The organism is Micromonospora sp. WMMD708 (assembly GCF_049315245.1).
Lineage (GTDB): Bacteria > Actinomycetota > Actinomycetes > Mycobacteriales > Micromonosporaceae > Micromonospora > Micromonospora wenchangensis.
Window position 1 is genome coordinate 2,088,185 of the sequence record NZ_CP186060.1, and the last position, 16,610, is coordinate 2,104,794.

At 71.1% G+C, this 16,610-nt stretch carries 14 protein-coding genes; 7 read left to right on the forward strand and 7 right to left on the reverse strand.

Annotation, left to right across the window (positions count from 1 at the left end; genetic code table 11):
- Window positions 1-71: 71 nt before the first annotated feature.
- The 7 genes from ACN260_RS09455 to ACN260_RS09485 form a co-directional block, all read right to left on the reverse strand.
- Complete coding sequence (locus tag ACN260_RS09455; RefSeq protein WP_422755585.1) at window positions 72-1,472, reverse strand: GH1 family beta-glucosidase; 1,401 nt, start codon at window positions 1,470-1,472, stop codon at window positions 72-74.
- The gene (gene yicI / locus ACN260_RS09460; protein WP_422755586.1) at window positions 1,469-3,709 is read right to left on the reverse strand and encodes an alpha-xylosidase; all 2,241 of its coding nucleotides are present in this window, start codon (window positions 3,707-3,709) and stop codon (window positions 1,469-1,471) included. Before yicI ends, ACN260_RS09455 begins: the two co-directional genes overlap by 4 nt.
- Window positions 3,706-4,584 carry a carbohydrate ABC transporter permease gene (locus ACN260_RS09465; protein WP_422755587.1) on the reverse strand — a complete coding sequence of 293 codons (879 nt, stop codon included), beginning with the start codon at window positions 4,582-4,584 and terminating at the stop codon, window positions 3,706-3,708. The genes yicI and ACN260_RS09465 overlap by 4 nt, the downstream gene beginning before the upstream one ends.
- A gap of 1 nt (window position 4,585) precedes the next feature.
- A complete protein-coding gene (locus ACN260_RS09470) occupies window positions 4,586-5,563 on the reverse strand; it encodes a carbohydrate ABC transporter permease (protein ID WP_422755588.1) in 978 nt (325 codons plus the stop codon).
- Window positions 5,564-5,631: 68 nt separating this feature from the next.
- Window positions 5,632-6,936, reverse strand: coding sequence for an ABC transporter substrate-binding protein (locus ACN260_RS09475; RefSeq protein ID WP_422755589.1), 1,305 nt, complete (start codon window positions 6,934-6,936; stop codon window positions 5,632-5,634).
- 86 nt (window positions 6,937-7,022) lie between these two features.
- Complete coding sequence (locus ACN260_RS09480) at window positions 7,023-8,060, reverse strand: LacI family DNA-binding transcriptional regulator (protein WP_422755590.1); 1,038 nt, start codon at window positions 8,058-8,060, stop codon at window positions 7,023-7,025.
- 250 nt (window positions 8,061-8,310) lie between these two features.
- A complete protein-coding gene (locus ACN260_RS09485) occupies window positions 8,311-8,979 on the reverse strand; it encodes a response regulator transcription factor (RefSeq protein WP_422755591.1) in 669 nt (222 codons plus the stop codon).
- A 251-nt stretch (window positions 8,980-9,230) separates the two neighbouring features.
- Between ACN260_RS09485 and ACN260_RS09490 the strand changes: the two genes are divergently transcribed.
- The 7 genes from ACN260_RS09490 to ACN260_RS09520 all read left to right on the forward strand — a co-directional run bounded on the left by ACN260_RS09490 (window position 9,231) and on the right by ACN260_RS09520 (window position 16,599).
- A complete protein-coding gene (locus ACN260_RS09490) occupies window positions 9,231-10,994 on the forward strand; it encodes an acetyl/propionyl/methylcrotonyl-CoA carboxylase subunit alpha (RefSeq protein ID WP_422756674.1) in 1,764 nt (587 codons plus the stop codon).
- A gap of 157 nt (window positions 10,995-11,151) precedes the next feature.
- Window positions 11,152-12,615, forward strand: coding sequence for an FAD-dependent monooxygenase (locus ACN260_RS09495; protein WP_422755592.1), 1,464 nt, complete (start codon window positions 11,152-11,154; stop codon window positions 12,613-12,615).
- A 48-nt stretch (window positions 12,616-12,663) separates the two neighbouring features.
- Entirely contained in the window at window positions 12,664-12,993 is a 330-nt protein-coding gene (locus tag ACN260_RS09500; protein ID WP_421406929.1) for a TcmI family type II polyketide cyclase, read from the forward strand.
- Window positions 12,990-14,261: a beta-ketoacyl-[acyl-carrier-protein] synthase family protein gene (locus ACN260_RS09505; protein ID WP_422755593.1), complete on the forward strand. Its 1,272-nt coding sequence runs from the start codon at window positions 12,990-12,992 to the stop codon at window positions 14,259-14,261. The genes ACN260_RS09500 and ACN260_RS09505 overlap by 4 nt, the downstream gene beginning before the upstream one ends.
- Window positions 14,258-15,475, forward strand: coding sequence for a ketosynthase chain-length factor (locus ACN260_RS09510; RefSeq protein ID WP_422755594.1), 1,218 nt, complete (start codon window positions 14,258-14,260; stop codon window positions 15,473-15,475). The genes ACN260_RS09505 and ACN260_RS09510 overlap by 4 nt, the downstream gene beginning before the upstream one ends.
- A gap of 59 nt (window positions 15,476-15,534) precedes the next feature.
- Window positions 15,535-15,780, forward strand: a complete 246-nt coding sequence (locus tag ACN260_RS09515) for an acyl carrier protein (RefSeq protein ID WP_422755595.1) — start codon at window positions 15,535-15,537, stop codon at window positions 15,778-15,780.
- A gap of 36 nt (window positions 15,781-15,816) precedes the next feature.
- A complete protein-coding gene (locus ACN260_RS09520) occupies window positions 15,817-16,599 on the forward strand; it encodes an SDR family NAD(P)-dependent oxidoreductase (RefSeq protein WP_422755596.1) in 783 nt (260 codons plus the stop codon).
- The last annotated feature ends 11 nt before the right edge of the window (window positions 16,600-16,610 follow it).

A 16,610-nucleotide genomic window follows, 5' to 3' on the forward strand; every position in this document is an offset into this window, starting at 1 on the left:
GTCCGGGTCGCGGAGACGACGTGGGGTGCCCCGGCCGTCCGGCCGGGGCACCACCGGGAGAGAGCGCCGGCCTATCCGTCCAGCTCGCCGGTGGCGACCAGCCGGCGGTACCAGTGGGCGCTGTCCTTCCAGCGGCGTTCCTGCGTGTCGTAGTCGACGTGGATGATGCCGAACCGGCGGTCGTAGCCGTAACCCCACTCGAAGTTGTCCAGCAGCGACCAGACGAAGTAGCCCCGCACGTCCACGCCCTGCGCCCGGGCGTCGGCCACCGCGCCGATGTGCCGGCGCAGGTAGTCGATCCGCCGGTCGTCGTGGATCCGCCCGTCGGCCGACACCACGTCGTCGAAGGCCGCGCCGTTCTCGGTGATCATCAAGGGCTGGCCCGGGTGGTCGTCACGTAGCCGCAGCAGCAGCTCGGTGAAGGCCGGCGGGTCGATGTTCCACCCCATCGCCGTGTACGGGCCGGGCTGCGGCAGGAAGTCGACGTCCTCGGCACCCACCCACGGCGAGTGCGCCGACGCCCCGTGCCCGTCGGCGGCGGAGCGGGCCGAGTGCCCGTCCCAGGCGCGGACCAGGGTGCTGGAGTAGTAGTTGACCCCGAGCACGTCCAGCGGCACCGCGATCGTCTTCTCGTCACCGGGGCGCACGAACGACCAGTCGGTGACGGCGGCGGTGTCGGCCAGCAGGTCCGCCGGGTACGCCCCGTCCAGCATCGGGCCGAGGAACGCCCGGTTCGCCAACGCGTCGATCCGCCGGACCGCGTCGGCGTCGGCGGCCGAGTCGGAGGCGCCCCGCACGACGTGCAGGTTCAACGTCACCGACAGTTCCGCGCCCGGCGTCAGCTCCCGCACCACCCGACCGGCCAGGCCGTGCGCCAGGTTCAGGTGGTGCACCGCCGCCAACGCCGCCGCCGGTTCGGTACGACCGGGCGCGTGCACACCGGAGCCGTACCCCAGGTACGCCGAGCACCACGGTTCGTTGAGCGTCGTCCAGGTGTGCACCCGGTCGCCGAGCGCGCCGACGATCCCCGCCGCGTACTCCTCGAAACGCAGCGCCGTCTCCCGCGCCGGCCACCCGCCGGCGTCCTCCAGCTCCTGCGGCAGGTCCCAGTGGTACATGGTCGCCACCGGTCGGATGCCGCGCTCCAGCAGTCCGTCGACCAGCCGCGCGTAGAAGTCCAGGCCGGCGGGGTTGAACCGGCCGGAACCGCCCGGCTGCACCCGGGGCCAGGAGATCGAGAAACGGTACGCGCCCAGCCCCAGCCCGGCGATGTGGTCCAGGTCCTGCGGCCACCGGTGGTAGTGGTCGGCGGCCACGTCACCGGTGTCGCCGTTCAACGTCCGCCCCGGGGTGTGGCTGTAGGTGTCCCAGATGGACGGACCCCGGCCGTCCTCGGTGGCCGCGCCCTCGATCTGGTACGCCGCCGTCGCCGACCCCCAGAGGAAGCTCTCCGGGAAGTTGCGTGCCGTCATCGTCCCGCCCTCTCCGCGCCGACCACCACGCAGTGGTACGCCGACGACTCACCCGCCACCAGCTCGGCGGTCGCCACCCCGCCCCGGAACCCCACCTCGAACTGCGTGCCCGGCCCCCCGTCGGGCGACGGGATGCGCACCCGCTGCCGTTGCCCCTCCGCCGGAGCGTAGAGCCGCAGCTCCACCCCGTCGGCCCAGGCGTAGTCGGGCCGGTCGCTGCGCGCCCCGAACCCGATGACCGCGCCGGGCCGGGCGAGCACCGGCAGGCTGTCGTACCCGTGCTTCTCGGTCACCCACGCCGGGCCGGTGAGCTGCGCCCCGGTGACCAGGTGGGTCCAGGTGCCGGCGGGCACGTAGAAGGTGACCTGCCCGTCGGCACTGAGCACCGGCGCGACCAGCACGTCCGGGCCGAGCATGTACTGCCGGTCGAGGTGTGCCACGGCCGGGTCGTCCGGGAACTCCACGATCATCGGTCGCATCATCGGGACGCCGTCGCGGTGCGCCTCCTCGGCGGTCGCCGCCAGGTAGGGCATCAGGGCGAGCTTGAGCCGGGTGAAGTGGCGCAGCACGTCCACGGCCTGCTCGTCGTACGCCCACGGCACCCGGTACGAGCCGGAACCGTGCAGCCGCGAGTGCGACGACAGCAGGCCGAACGCGATCCACCGCTTGAACACCGCCGGGTCGGGGGTGCCCTCGAAGCCGCCGATGTCGTGACTCCAGTAGCCGAAGCCGGACGACGCCAGGGACAGCCCGCCGCGCAGCGACTCGGCCATCGCGACGAACGTCGACTCGCAGTCGCCACCCCAGTGCACCGGGAACTGCTGGCCGCCGGCGGTGGCCGAGCGGGCGAACAGCACCGCCTCGCCCTCGCCCCGCTCGGCCTCCAGCAGCTCGAAGACCGCCTTGTTGTAGAGGTAGGAGTAGTAGTTGTGCATCCGCTGCGGGTCCGACCCGTCGTGCCACACCACGTCGGTCGGGATGCGCTCCCCGAAGTCGGTCTTGAAACAGTCGACGCCCATGTCCAGCAGCGCCCGGAGCTTGCCGGTGAACCAGGCCACCGCGTCGGGGTTGGTGAAGTCGACGAGCGCCATGCCGGCCTGCCACTTGTCCCACTGCCACACCGACCCGTCCGGGTTGCGCACCAGGTAGCCGGCCTGGCGGCCCTCCTCGAACAGGTATGACCGCTGCGCGATGTACGGGTTGATCCACACGCACACCTTCAGGCCCCGCTCGTGCAGCCGGTGCAGCATGCCCTGCGGGTCGGGGAAGGTCGCCGGGTCCCAGACGAAGTCGACCCAGTGGAACTGGCGCATCCAGAAGCAGTCGAAGTGGAACACCGACAGCGGCAGGTCCCGCTCGGCCATCCCGTCGACGAACTCGGTCACCGTCTTCTCGTCGTACGACGTGGTGAACGACGTGGACAGCCACAGCCCGTACGACCAGGCGGGCACCCGGGCCGGCCGGCCGGTCAGCGCGGTGTAGCGGCGCAGCACGTCCTTCGGGGTGGGCCCGTCGACGACGTGGTAGGTCAGCGACTGCCCCTCGACGCTGAACTGGGTCTGCGCCACCACCTCCGAGCCGACCTCGAACGACACGTGCTCCGGGTGGTCCACGAACACCCCGTAGCCGGCGCTGCTCAGATAGAACGGCACGTTCTTGTACGCCTGCTCGCTGGCGGTGCCGCCGTCGGCGTTCCAGATGTCGACGGTCTGCCCGTTCTTGACGAACGGGCCGAACCGCTCGCCCAGCCCGTACACCGTCTCGCCGACGCCGAGGGCGAGCCGTTCGTGCACGTACCGGCGGCCCTCGCCGTCGGTGACGATGCCGACGCTACGCCCGGTGGACGCGGTGACCAGCCGGTCGCCGTGCCGGAACTCGACCCGCCAGCCGTCGACCAGCGCGACCCGCACGGTCAGCTCGCCGGTGGTCAGCGACGCGCTGATCCCGGTGATGTCCACGGTGACCGGGTGGGTGTCGTCGGTGGCCAGCCCGAAGCGGGGTTCGCGGGGCAGCCCGCCGCTGTGGTGGCCGATGGTCACCCCGACCACGCCGGGCGCGGGGGAGAAGAACCGGACGGTGACGACCGGCCGGTTGAGCGTGTCGCCCCGGCCGTTGATCTGACCGGCCGGGGCGAAGACGGTGAAACCGCGGTCGTCCGGTTCGACCGATTCGACCGTACCGGGGCGCAGCACGCTGACCCCCGGGCGCAGTTGCCAGTACCCGTCGGTGAACTTCACTTCTCGGCTCCTGCCGTGATGCCGCGCGCCAGGGTGCGCTGGAAGATGAGGAAGAACAGGATGGCCGGCACCAGGCTGATCAGGGCGCCGGCGTTGGTGGTGGGGGCGTCCATCAGCCGGTCACCCTGCAACGACGCGAGGGCGACCGGGATGGTCTGGGTCTGGTTGTCGATCAGCATGACCAGCGGGATGAGAAACTCGTTCCAGGTCCAGATGAAGAAGAAGATGAGCAGCATGGCGAGGGTGGGCCGCAGGTTGGGGAAGACCACCCGCCACAGCACCGTCCACTTCCCGGCGCCGTCGAGTGCGGCGGCCTCCAGCAGCGCGCGCGGGAACGTGCCCAGCACCGAGGCCAGCAGGTAGGTGCCGAACGCGCTCTGGATGACGGTGAAGATGATGATCACCGACAGTCGGGTGTTGTAGAGGCCGATCTCCTTGGCGACGTAGTACAGCGGATAGATCAACGCCTCCTGCGGCAGCATGTTCGCCAGCAGGAACACCCCGACGATCCACAGCCGGCCGCGGACCCGGCCGATGCCCAGCGCGTACGCGTTGAGCAGTGACACGACGACGCCGAGCACCGCCACCGACCCGGCGATGAGCGCCGAGTTCCACAGCTTGAGCGGGAAGTTCACCTCCGACCAGTACGTCCGCAGGCCGGTGGTGTAGAACTCCGACGGCCAGCTCAGCGGGCCGCCCGACGAGTAGTCCCCGGGCGACTTGAACGCGTTGAGCAGCATGAACGCGAACGGCACCAGCATGACCAGCGCGCCCACGGTGACCCCGGCGAGCACCACCCAGCGGCTGACGCCCCGGTGGTGGCGGTCGCGCACCTTCTTCCGGCGGACCGGGACCTTGGCGATCGTCACGGTCATCTCAGCGCCCCCGTTCCCGGCGCTCGCTGCGGGCCTGCACGACGATGAACACCACGGCCACCACCACGATGATCGCCGTCAGCACCGTGGAGATCGCCGAGCCGTAGCCGACCTGGAGCTTCTTGAAGAACGTGTAGTACGCGAAGTAGGACGGCACGTTGGTGGCGTTCTCCGGGCCGCCCCGGGTCAGCGCGAAGATCGGCCCGAACACCTTCAACGCGGCGATCGTGCAGGTCAGGGCCACCACGAAGGTCTCCGGCCGGATCTGCGGCAGGGTGATCGCCCGGAACCGGTGCAGCCAGTTCGCCCCGTCGACCTCGGCCGCCTCGTACAGCTCCGGGTCGACCCGCTGCAACGCCGCCATGAACACGACCACCGGGTAGCCGATCTGCACCCAGATCATGACCGCCATCACCGCCGGCAGCGCGGTGTCCGGGTCGCCCAGCCAGTCGTGGCGCAGCGCGCCGAGACCGACCGCGTCGAGCACGCTGTTGAACGCGCCGTCGGGGCGCAGGATCCAGCCCCACACGATGCCGGCCACCACCACGGGCAGCACCTGCGGCAGGTAGTACGCGGCCCGCAGGGCCGCCGCCGTCCGGGGCCGGAACCGCCGCCCGACGACGTCGAAGAGCACCGAGGCGAGCAGCAGCCCGAGCAGCGTCGGCACCACCACCATCGCGACGATCATCGCCACCGTGTTGCGGAACGACGCCCAGAACACGTCGTCGTCCAGCAACCGCCGGTAGTTGTCCCACCCGACGAAGGTGGGGTCACCGACGCCCGACCAGCGGGTCAGCGACAGGTAGCCGGTGCCGACCAGCGGTACACCGATCACCAGGACGAACAGCACCGCCCCGGGGAGCAGGTAGAGCCAGTACGCCGCGTCGCGGCCGTCGCGTCGGCGGCGGGGCGCGGGTGTGGGGGAGGGGATGGGGGTCGCCGCCGGCGGGGTGCCGGCGACGGTGTCGGGGACTGTCATCCAGGATCCTTCCCGGCGGGGGTGGGCGGGCGCGCCGGTCGTGCCGGTCGCGCCCGCCGCTCGCCGTGTCACTTGCCGGTGATCTCCTTGACGCCGTCGGCGTACGGCTTGGCGATCGTGTCGAGCACCTGGTCGGGGGACTTGGACCCGTTGATCAGCGCCTGGAAGCCGCCGACCAGCACGTCGTAGTAGCCGGGCACCGGCCAGTCCGGGTAGAAGGCCAGACCGTCCTGCTTGCTGACGGTGTTGAAGTCCTCGATCAGCTTGCGGTCCTTCGGATCGGTGATCTTCGCGGGGTCACCGGCCACCGGGATGCCACCGTTGTTGCCGATCAGGTCCTGGATCTCCGGGCGCAGGGTGATGTCGATGAAGTCGTACGCCAGGCTCTTGGCCTTGCTGTTGGCCGGGACGACCCACAGGTTGCCGGACGAGCCGGCGTTGAGGGTGTTGCCCGGGAACAGGAAGGTGTCCCAGTTGGCCTTCATCTCGGCCTTGAACCGGCCGTACCACCAGCTCCCCGAGACGATCATCGGGGTCTTGCCCGCGATGAACGCGGTGCCCATGTCCTCGGCCTTGAGGCTCGCCGAGTCCTTGGCCACGTAGCCCTTGCGCACCCAGTCGGCGAAGGTGTCCGCGCCGTACTTCAGCGGGTCGGCGCGGAAGTCGACCGGGTTCTTGTAGAGCTGGTAGTCGTCGACGAACTGCCGGTCGGCCTTCGACAGGGCCAGCTGGTAGAACAGCTGCCCGGCCGGGTACTCCGCACCGGCCATGCCCAGCGGAGTGATGCCCTTGCCGACGAAGGTGTCCATCGCGGCGGTCAGCTCCGCCATGCTGGTGGGCACCGTGACGCCGTTGCGGTCGAACAGGTCCTTGTTGTAGTAGACCGTGACGTACTCGCCGTAGTTCGGCACCCCGAACCAGTTGCCCGACCCCATCACGCCCTTGTCGCTGTACCGGGCGGTGGTCTGCAGGCTGGGGCTGAGCTTGCCGGCCCAGCCGCGCTTGTCCGCCTCGCCGCTGAGGTCGGTGAGCAGGCCCTGGGACGACAGCAGGCCGGCCGTCGCGTTGCCCTTGTTGTACTCCATGATGTCCGGGCCCTCGGACGAGTTGATGATCATGCCGGCGTTCTGCTGGATCTGCTCGAACGCCTTGCGCTCGAAGCGCACCTCGACGCCCGGGTGCTCGGTCTTGAAGATCTCGATGGCCTTGGCCCAGCCGACCCCCATCGCGCTGTTCTCACCCTCGTAGTGCCAGAGCTTGAGGGTCTTGGCCCCACTGTCGTCACCGCTGTCGTCGCCGCCGCACGCGGCCACGGTGGTCGTCGCGGTGGCCGCCAGGGCGATCGCGGCGACGATCCGGCGGAATCGCTGCATTGCTATCCTCCTCGTTGAGTATCGAGCCCGGTACTTCACTGGGTCCGTCGTCGCGTTGCCGCGCGGCGACGGGCCGTTTTACCTGGTCAACCCCCATCGGGGTGACGGCTTCGGGGTGCTGCGGTCGATCCCCGGATCTCCAGCGCGCACGGCAGCAACTGCTGGTGGCGCTCGTTGCCGGCCCCGTCCAGGTGGCGCACCAGCGCCTCGATCGCGATCCGGCCCATCGCCGAGCCGGGGGACGTCATCGCGGTCAACGCCGGGGTGGCCAGCTCGGCGACCTGCGGCGAGGTGACCATCGAGACCACCGACACGTCGTCGGGCACGCTCAGCCCCCGCGCGGTCAACTCGCCGAGGATGCCGAAGATCGCCGTCTCGTTCATGGCCAGCACGGCCGTCAGGCCCGGCGCGCGCGCCATGGCGGCGGCCAGCGCGGCCCGCCCACCGGCGGCGCTGTCCTGCGCCGGGATCATGACCGGTTCCAGGCCGTGGCCGGTCATCGCCGTGACGAACGCGTCCCGGGTCCGCAGCGCCGGCCCGTAACCGCTGGCCAGGGTCTCGGCCGAGTGGTTGACGTAGACGATCTGCCGGTGTCCCAGATCCACCAGGTGCGCCACCGCCTCCCGCACCGTCTGCTCGAAGTCGATGTCGACGTAGGAGAGGCCGGCGGTGTCCCCGGTCCGCCCGATCAGCACCAGCGGCACCCCGGCCTGGCCGAGGGCGTCGACCCGCTCGTCGGCGAGCTGCACCTCCATCAGCACGACGCCGTCGAACATCCGCTGGCTGGCCAACCGGCGTAGCTCGTCGAGGTCGCCGCCGCCACCGACCGGCGACAGCACCAGGTGGTAGCCGACGGCGCTGGCCGCCGCGGCGGCCCCGGTGACGAACGCCGCCTCGGTCGCGCCGAGCCCACGCTCGTCCATCGGCAGCAGCAGGCCCAGGATCCGGCTGCGCCGGCTGGCCAGGCCCCGGGCCATCGCGTTGGGCTGGTAGTCGAGCTGCGTCATGGCGGCGAGCACCTTGGCCCGGGTCGCCTGGGAGATCGGCCGGGCGCCGGTGAGGACGTAGGACACGGTGCTGACCGAGACCTGCGCCAGGCGGGCGACGTCGTGCATGGTGGCCATCGCGCACCTCCTGCGGCCAGGCGGGGAACCGCACCTGAGTGATCGTCGAAGCGGTTCGACGAAGCGGTTCGACAGACGCTAAGCCCCTTGTTACGGCGACGTCAATAGCCGATGTCGAACGGTGGCCACCGCCCGCGCGGCGCCGGAGTTCTACCGGTCCGTCCTCGGCCAGGCCAACGCCGTGGTCCGGGGCCGCCTGGTTCGGCGGCCCCGGACCACGGGTGGTGACGCCAGTCGCGCCGGTGGGCCCCTACTCGGAACCCAGCGCGGCGAAGCGGAAACCGACGCCCCGCACCGTGACGATCCAGTCGTCGTGGCCGAGTTTGCGCCGGAGGCTGCCGACGTGCGTGTCGACCGTGCGGCTGCGCCGGTTCCACGGGTCGGCCCAGACCCGGGCCATGATCTCGTCGCGGCCGACGACCGTGCCGGACCGGGCGACCAGAAGTTGCAGCAGGTCGAATTCCTTGCCGGTCAGGCCCAGGTCGCGGTCGCCGACGCGTGCCAGCCGGGTCACCGGGTCGAGACGCAGCCGCTGATCGGCCACGGTGAGCGGGGCCGGTTCGGCCGCGCCGACGGTGGCCCGGCGGACGATGGCCTCCACCCGGGCGACCAGCTCACGGAACCCGTACGGCTTGTCGATGCAGTCGTCGGCGCCCGCGCGCAGCGCTCCGACGCGGGTGGCCTCGGTGCGGTCGCCGCTGAGCGCGAGCACGGGCACGTCGCTGGTGGCCCGGATGTCCGCGCACAGCCGCAGGCCGTCCCGGTCCGGCAGGTCGAGGTCGAGTACGACGACGTCGGCCCGGCGTGAATCCCGTACGGTGTCGGTGCCGGTCGTGACGCGGTGTACGTCATAACCCTGCCGACGCAGGCCCTGAACCGTGCCGGCAACCTCGGCCCGCTCAGCGAGAAGCACCCGCATGCTCGCCCCCTTGTCTCATCGTGCGGTTTCGTCTCGGCGCAATATTGACACCGGGCCATGGGAGCAAAACCTACTTTGCAAAGGCCTGACACAAATTTGGACGATGCGGCGTCGTCTTGACGGCATGCCCGAAGGTGCGCACCATAGGTGATACCGCGAACCCTTTCCGACGCAATCATGCGCGCTTCGGCTGCGCCCTCCAACCGGTCGAACAAAGGCGCGGATCCCCCCGAGAAAGGATGCTGCCGATGTTGCGTAAGATTCTTGTCGCGAATCGCGGCGAGATCGCCGTCCGGGTGCTACGGGCCTGCCGGGACACCGGCCGTACGGGCGTCGCCGTCTACGCCGACCCCGACCGCGACGCGGTCCACGTGCGCTGCGCCGACGAGGCGTACGCACTGCGCGGTGCCGTCCCCGCCACCACCTACCTGGACGCCGACAAGATCCTCGCGGTGGCACGCGAGTGTGCCGCCGACGCCGTCCACCCCGGATACGGGTTCCTGTCCGAGAACGCCGACTTCGCCCAGGCCGTGGTGGACGCCGGGTTGACCTGGATCGGCCCGCCGCCGGAGGCGATCCGCCGGCTGGGCGACAAGGTGACCGCGCGGCAGGTCGCGCAGCAGGTCGGGGCCCCGCTGGTGGTGGGCACCCCCGGTCCGGTGACCGGCGTCGCCGACGTGCTGCGGTTCGCCACCGAGCACGGACTGCCGATCGCGGTGAAGGCGGCCTTCGGCGGCGGTGGTCGGGGCCTCAAGGTGGCGCACACGCTGGACGAGATTCCCGAGTTGTATGAATCGGCGGTGCGCGAGGCCGTCGCGGCGTTCGGACGCGGGGAGTGCTTCGTGGAGCGTTACCTGCCCCGACCCCGGCACGTCGAGACCCAGTGCCTGGCCGACCGGTACGGCGGTGTGGTCGTGGTGTCCACCCGCGACTGCTCGCTGCAGCGCCGCCACCAGAAGCTGGTCGAGGAGGCGCCGGCGCCGTTCCTGTCCGACGAGCAGGTCACGCGACTGCGCGAGTCGTCGAAGGCGATCCTGCGTGAGGCGGGCTACGTCGGCGCGGGCACCGTGGAGTTCCTCGTCGGCGCTGACGGCGCCGTGTCGTTCCTCGAGGTCAACACGCGGTTGCAGGTGGAGCATCCGGTCACGGAGGAGGTGACGGGCATCGACCTGGTCCGCGAGCAGTTGCGGATCGCCGAGGGGGAACCGCTCGGCTACGACGACCCGGTGCCGCACGGGCACGCGGTGGAGTTCCGGATCAACGGCGAGGACCCGGGCCGCAACTTCCTGCCCGCGCCGGGCACGATCACCCGTTTCGCCCCGCCTTCCGGTCCCGGCGTGCGCCTGGACAGCGGGGTGGAGACCGGCACCGTGATCGGGCCGGCCTGGGACTCGCTGCTGGCCAAACTGGTCGTCACCGGGCGCACCCGGGCCGAGGCGTTGCAGCGGGCGGCGCGGGCGCTCGCCGAGTTCGAGGTGACGGGCCTACCCACGGTCATCCCGTTCCATCGTCGGGTCGTCACCGACCCGGCGTTCGCCCCCGAGCTGACCGGTTGCGACCAGCCGTTCACCGTGCACACCAGGTGGATCGAGACCGACTTCGCCAACGACATCCCACCGTACCCGGGCGGTGTCGAGGCGGCCGAGCCGCCGGCCGTCGAGACGATGGTGGTCGAGGTGGCGGGTAAGCGGCTGGAGGTCACCCTGCCGGCGGCGTCGGCCAGCGCCGCGGCCCCGGTCGCGGTCCCGGCGGCCCGGCCCCGGCGGGGACCGGAGCGTCCCGCGGGCCCGAGGGCGCCCGGTGACACGGTGACCGCTCCCATGCAGGGCACGGTCGTCAAGGTCGCGGTGGCCGACGGCGAGGCCGTCGCGGCGGGGGAGGTGCTGGTCGTCCTTGAGGCGATGAAGATGGAACAGCCGGTTACCGCGCACCGGGCCGGGGTCGTACGCGATCTTCGGGCCACCGTGGGGGACACGCTCGCCACCGGTGCCGAGATCTGCCGCGTGGCGGACTGAGCTGTCCTGCGCAGTTTGCATTCGCCGACGCGGCCTTGCACTTATCTGCACATGTTCCTGTTGACCGACGAGGTCTTCCTGGTGACGATGAAATGGCGCCGGAAATAATCGCGCCGACCATTGTTTCCGATATTCCCCAAGCGATGAGGGGGCATGTATGGATCCCGAAGTGATTGTCGTGGGAGCCGGTCCCGCAGGTCTGATGCTGGCCGGGGAACTGCGGCTGGCCGGGGTTTCGGTGACCGTCCTGGAACGGCTCGCGGCACGTACCGGGGAGTCGCGGGGGCTCGGATTCACCGCCCGCACGATGGAGGTGTTCGACCAGCGCGGCCTGCTGAGCCGCTTCGGCGAGGTCGAGATCAGCAACCAGGGCCACTTCGGCGGCCTCCCGGTCGACTTCGGGCTGCTCGACGGTGCGCACCAGGCCGCCAAGACCGTGCCGCAGTCGCACACCGAGACCGTGCTCGAGGAGTGGGCGGCCGGTCTCGGGGCGGACATCCGCCGGGGCCAGGAGGTCACCGCGGTCACCGACGAGGGCGACGCGGTCACGGTCGCGGTCCGCGGCTCCGGAGCGGAGCAGCGGCTGACGGCGCGCTACCTGGTCGGCTGCGACGGTGGCCGCAGCACGGTCCGCAAGGCGGCCGGATTCGACTTCCCCGGCACGCCGGCGACGATGGAGATGTTCCTGGCCGACGTCAAGGGCCTCGACCTGGCCCCGCGCATGATCGGCGAGACACTCCCGGGCGGGATGGTGATGGTCGGCCCACTGCCCGGTGGCATCACCCGGCTGATCGTCTGCGAGCGGGGCACGCCTCCGCAGCGACGTACCGCCCCGCCCGAGTACGACGAGGTCGCCTCGGCCTGGAAACGGCTGACCGGCGACGACATCTCGCACGGCGAACCGGTGTGGGTCAGCGCGTTCGGCGACGCCACCCGGCAGGTCACGCAGTACCGCAAGGGGCGGGTCCTGCTGGCCGGCGACGCCGCGCACATCCACCTGCCGGCCGGCGGCCAGGGGATGAACGTCAGCATTCAGGACGCGGTGAACCTGGGCTGGAAGCTGGCTGCCGTGGTGCGTGGCCGCGCGCCCGAACGCCTGCTGGACACCTACCACGACGAGCGGCACCCGGTGGGCCGGCGGCTGCTGATGAACACCCGGGCACAGGGACTGCTGTTCCTCACCGGTCCCGAGCTCCAACCGTTGCGCGACGTCATCACCGAACTCATCCGCTACCCGCAGGTCAGCCGGCACCTGGCCGGGATGGTCAGTGGCCTCGAGATCCGCTACGACGTCGGGGGCGGCACCAACGCGCTGCTCGGGAGCCGGATGCCGCACGTGGCCCTCACCGGTGACGTGCCCAGCAGCACCGCGGCGCTGCACGCCGGCCGGGGCGTGCTGCTGGACACCGAGGACAACGCCGCGCTGCGTCGGCGCGCCGCGGGCTGGCGGGACCGGGTCGACATCGTCACCGCGGCACCCGCCGCGGCGGCGGACCTGCGGCGGCTGGCCGGCAGTGCGGCGGTGCTGGTCCGGCCGGACGGCTACGTCGCCTGGGCCGCACCCGGCAGCCACAGTGACCTGCCGACGGCCCTGGAGCGTTGGTTCGGCCCGTCGCGCTGACCCGCCGCGGCACCACCCGGCAGTGATCAGGAACAGCCAGGAGGAGACATGCACAGCACGCTCATCGTCGCCCGGATGGACCCGGGCAGCGCCGACGCCGTCGCCAAGGCGTTCGACGCGTTCGACCGGACCGAGATGCCACACCTGATGGGCACCCGGCGACGGCAGCTGTTCACCTACCGCGGGCTCTACTTCCACCTCCAGGACTTCGCGTCCGACGAAGGCGACCGGCGGATCGAGGACGCCAAGACGGACCCCCGGTTCGTCGCCATCAGCGACGACCTCAAGCCCTACATCCAGGCCTACGACCCGGCCACCTGGCGATCGCCGGCCGACGCGATGGCCACGCGTTTCTACCGATGGGAGGCCGCGTCATGAGCCAGCGGCGTGTAGTGATCACCGGCATCGGCGTGCTCGCGCCCGGCGGCCTCGGCACGAAGAACTTCTGGAGCCTGCTCAGCGAGGGCCGCACGGCCACCCGCAGCATCACGTTCTTCGACCCGTCGCAGTTCCGCTCCCGGGTCGCCGCCGAGATCGATTTCGACCCGGAGGCGCACGGTCTGAGCCCGCAGCAGGTCCGCCGCATGGACCGGGCCGCCCAACTGGCCGTGGTGGCCACACGGGAGGCCGTCGAGGACAGCGGACTGGAGCTCTCCGAACTCGACCCGCACCGGATCGGCGTCACCGTGGGCAGCGCGGTCGGGGCCACCATGGGACTCGACAACGAGTACCGGGTGGTCAGCGACGGCGGACGGCTGGACCTCGTCGAGCACGAGTACGCCGTGCCGCACCTCTACAACTACTTCGTGCCCAGCTCGTTCGCCGCCGAGGTGGCCTGGTCGGTGGGCGCCGAGGGACCGGGCACCGTGGTGTCCACCGGTTGCACGTCCGGGCTGGACTCGGTCGCCTACGCGGCCGAGTTGATCCGGGAGGGCTCCGCCGACGTCATGATCGCGGGGGCGACCGACGCGCCGATCTCACCGATCACGCTGGCCTGCTTCGACGCGATCAAGGCCACCACGCCGCGCAACGACGATCCGGAGCACGCCTCCCGACCGTTCGACGGCACCCGCAACGGCTTCGTGCTCGGCGAGGGTTCGGCGATCTTCGTACTGGAGGAGCTGAACAGTGCCCGACGGCGACGGGCGCACCTCTACGCCGAGATCGCCGGCTACGCCTCGCGGTGCAACGCGTTCCACATGACCGGTCTGCGTCCCGACGGCGCCGAGATGGCCGAGGCGATCCGGGTGGCGCTCGACGAGGCGCGGCTGGACCCCACCGCCGTCGACTACGTCAACGCCCACGGCTCCGGCACCAAACAGAACGACAGGCACGAGACCGCCGCCTTCAAGCGCAGTCTGGGCGGGCACGCCTACCGGACGCCGGTCAGCTCCATCAAGTCGATGGTCGGTCACTCCCTGGGCGCCATCGGCTCGATCGAGATCGCCGCGTCGGCTCTGGCCATGGAGCACGGCGTCGTCCCACCGACGGCCAACCTGCGGACCCCGGACCCGGAGTGCGATCTCGACTACGTGCCGCTGACCGCCCGCGATCAGCGGGTCGACACCGTCCTGACCGTCGGCAGCGGCTTCGGCGGCTTCCAGACCGCGATGGTGCTCACCAAGCCGGACAGGAGGCGGTCATGAGTGCGACCGCGGTCATCACCGGGCTCGGCGTCGCCGCGCCCACCGGGCTGGGCGTCGAGCGGCACTGGGCCGCCACGCTACGGGGCGAGAACGCCATCGGCACCATGACCCGGTTCGACGTACGCCGCTACCCGGCCCGGCTCGCCGGTCAGATCACCGGCTACACCGCCGAGGAGCACCTACCCGGCCGACTGCTGCCGCAGACCGACCGGATGACCCGGATCGCCCTGACCGCCGCGGACTGGGCGCTCGCGGACGCCGGCGTACGGCCTGAGGAACTCGACGACTACGACATGGGTGTGGTGACGGCGAGCTCGGCCGGCGGCTTCGAGTTCGGTCAGAACGAACTGCAGAAGCTGTGGAGCAAGGGCAGCCAGCACGTCAGCGCGTACCAGTCCTTCGCCTGGTTCTATGCCGTCAACAGCGGTCAGATCTCGATCCGCAACGGCATGAAGGGCCCCAGCGGCGTGGTCGTCAGCGACCAGGCCGGCGGGCTGGACGCGGTGGCGCACGCCCGCCGGCAGATCCGCCGCGGCACCGCGCTCCTGGTCACCGGCAGCATCGACGCCTCGCTGTGCCCGTGGGGGTGGGTGGCCCAGATCGCCGGTGGTCGGTTGAGCGTCGAGGCCGATCCCGCCCGTGCCTACCGGCCGTTCGACCCGGCCGCGTGCGGGCAGGTGCCCGGCGAGGGTGGCGCCGTGCTGATCCTCGAGGACCTCGCCGCCGCCCGGCGGCGCGGTGCCCGGATCTACGGCGAGGTCGCCGGGTACGGAGCCGCACTCGATCCCCCGCCGGGCAGTGGTCGCGAGCCGAACCTGCGTCACGCGATCCACCTGGCCCTGGCCGACGCCGGGGTCACCCCCGGGGACATCGACGTCGTGTTCGCCGACGCCTCCGGGCTGCCGGCCGAGGACCGCGCCGAGGCGGACGCGATCACCGCCGTCTTCGGCCCCCGGGGGGTCCCGGTCACCGCCCCCAAGACCATGACCGGGCGGCTCAACTCCGGCGCGGCGCCGCTCGATCTCGCGACCGCCGTCCTGGCCATCACCGAGGGCCGCATTCCGCCCACGATCAACGTCGCGCCGGCCGCGGAGTACCAGCTCGACCTGGTCACCGGGGAACCGCGCCCCGCGCCGGTGCGTGCCGCGCTGGTGCTCGCCCGCGGCCACGGCGGCTTCAACGCCGCCATGGTCGTCCGGGCCGTCGCTTCCTGAATTTCCTTCCCGTTCAGAGCCGGCCGCCGGGCCGGCTGACGCACCACGGAGGACACACCATGCAGATCAGTCTCGACGACCTGCGGCGCATCCTGCGCGAGGCGGCCGGTGCCGACGCGAGCACCGACCTGGACACGGAGATCCTCGACCGCACCTTCGACGAACTCGGTTACGACTCGCTCGCGCTGCTGGAGACGGCCGGGCGCATCGAGCGCGAATACCACGTCGCCCTCAGCGACGCGGTGGTGACCGAGGCCGAGACCCCCCGGGCGCTGCTCGACGTCGTCAACGCCCAGCTCGCCTGACCTGCTGACCTTCCCGACCGCGCGAAAGGAACCACCATGTCGCAGCAGCAACGCGTCGTGCTCGTCTCGGGCGCGACGAGTGGAATCGGCCTCGCGATCGTGCAGACCCTGGCCGCGCAGGGGCACCGGATCTACCTCGGCGCCCGCAACACGGAGAACGTCGCCACGACGGTCAAGCAGCTGACCGAGCAGGGCCACACCGTCGCCGGCAGCACGCTGGACGTGCGCTCCGGGGAATCGGTGGCGGCGTTCGTCCGGGCCGCCGTCGCCTGCTTCGGCCCGGTCGACGTGCTCGTCAACAACGCCGGTCGCAGCGGTGGCGGCGTGACCGCCGACATCACCGACGAGCTGTGGGAGGACGTCATGGAGACGAACCTCACCAGCGTCTTCCGGATGACCCGGGAGGTGCTCACCACCGGGGGACTGCGCGACCGGTCGTGGGGCCGCATCATCAACATCGCCTCGACCGCCGGCAAGCAGGGCGTGGTGCTCGGCGCCCCGTACTCGGCGTCCAAGCACGGCGTGGTCGGCTTCACCAAGGCGCTGGGCAACGAGCTGGCACCCACCGGCATCACGGTCAACGCGGTCTGCCCCGGCTACGTGGAGACGCCGATGGCCCAGCGGGTGCGCCAGGGCTACGCGGCCGCCTACGACACCACCGAGGACGCGATTCTCAGCAGGTTCGAGGCGAAGATCCCCCTCGGGCGCTACTCCACCCCCGAGGAGGTCGCCGGACTGGTCGCCTACCTGGTCTCGGACACCGCTTCCTCGATCACCTCCCAGGCACTCAACGTCTGCGGCGGCCTGGGCAACTTCTGAGCTACGGAGGA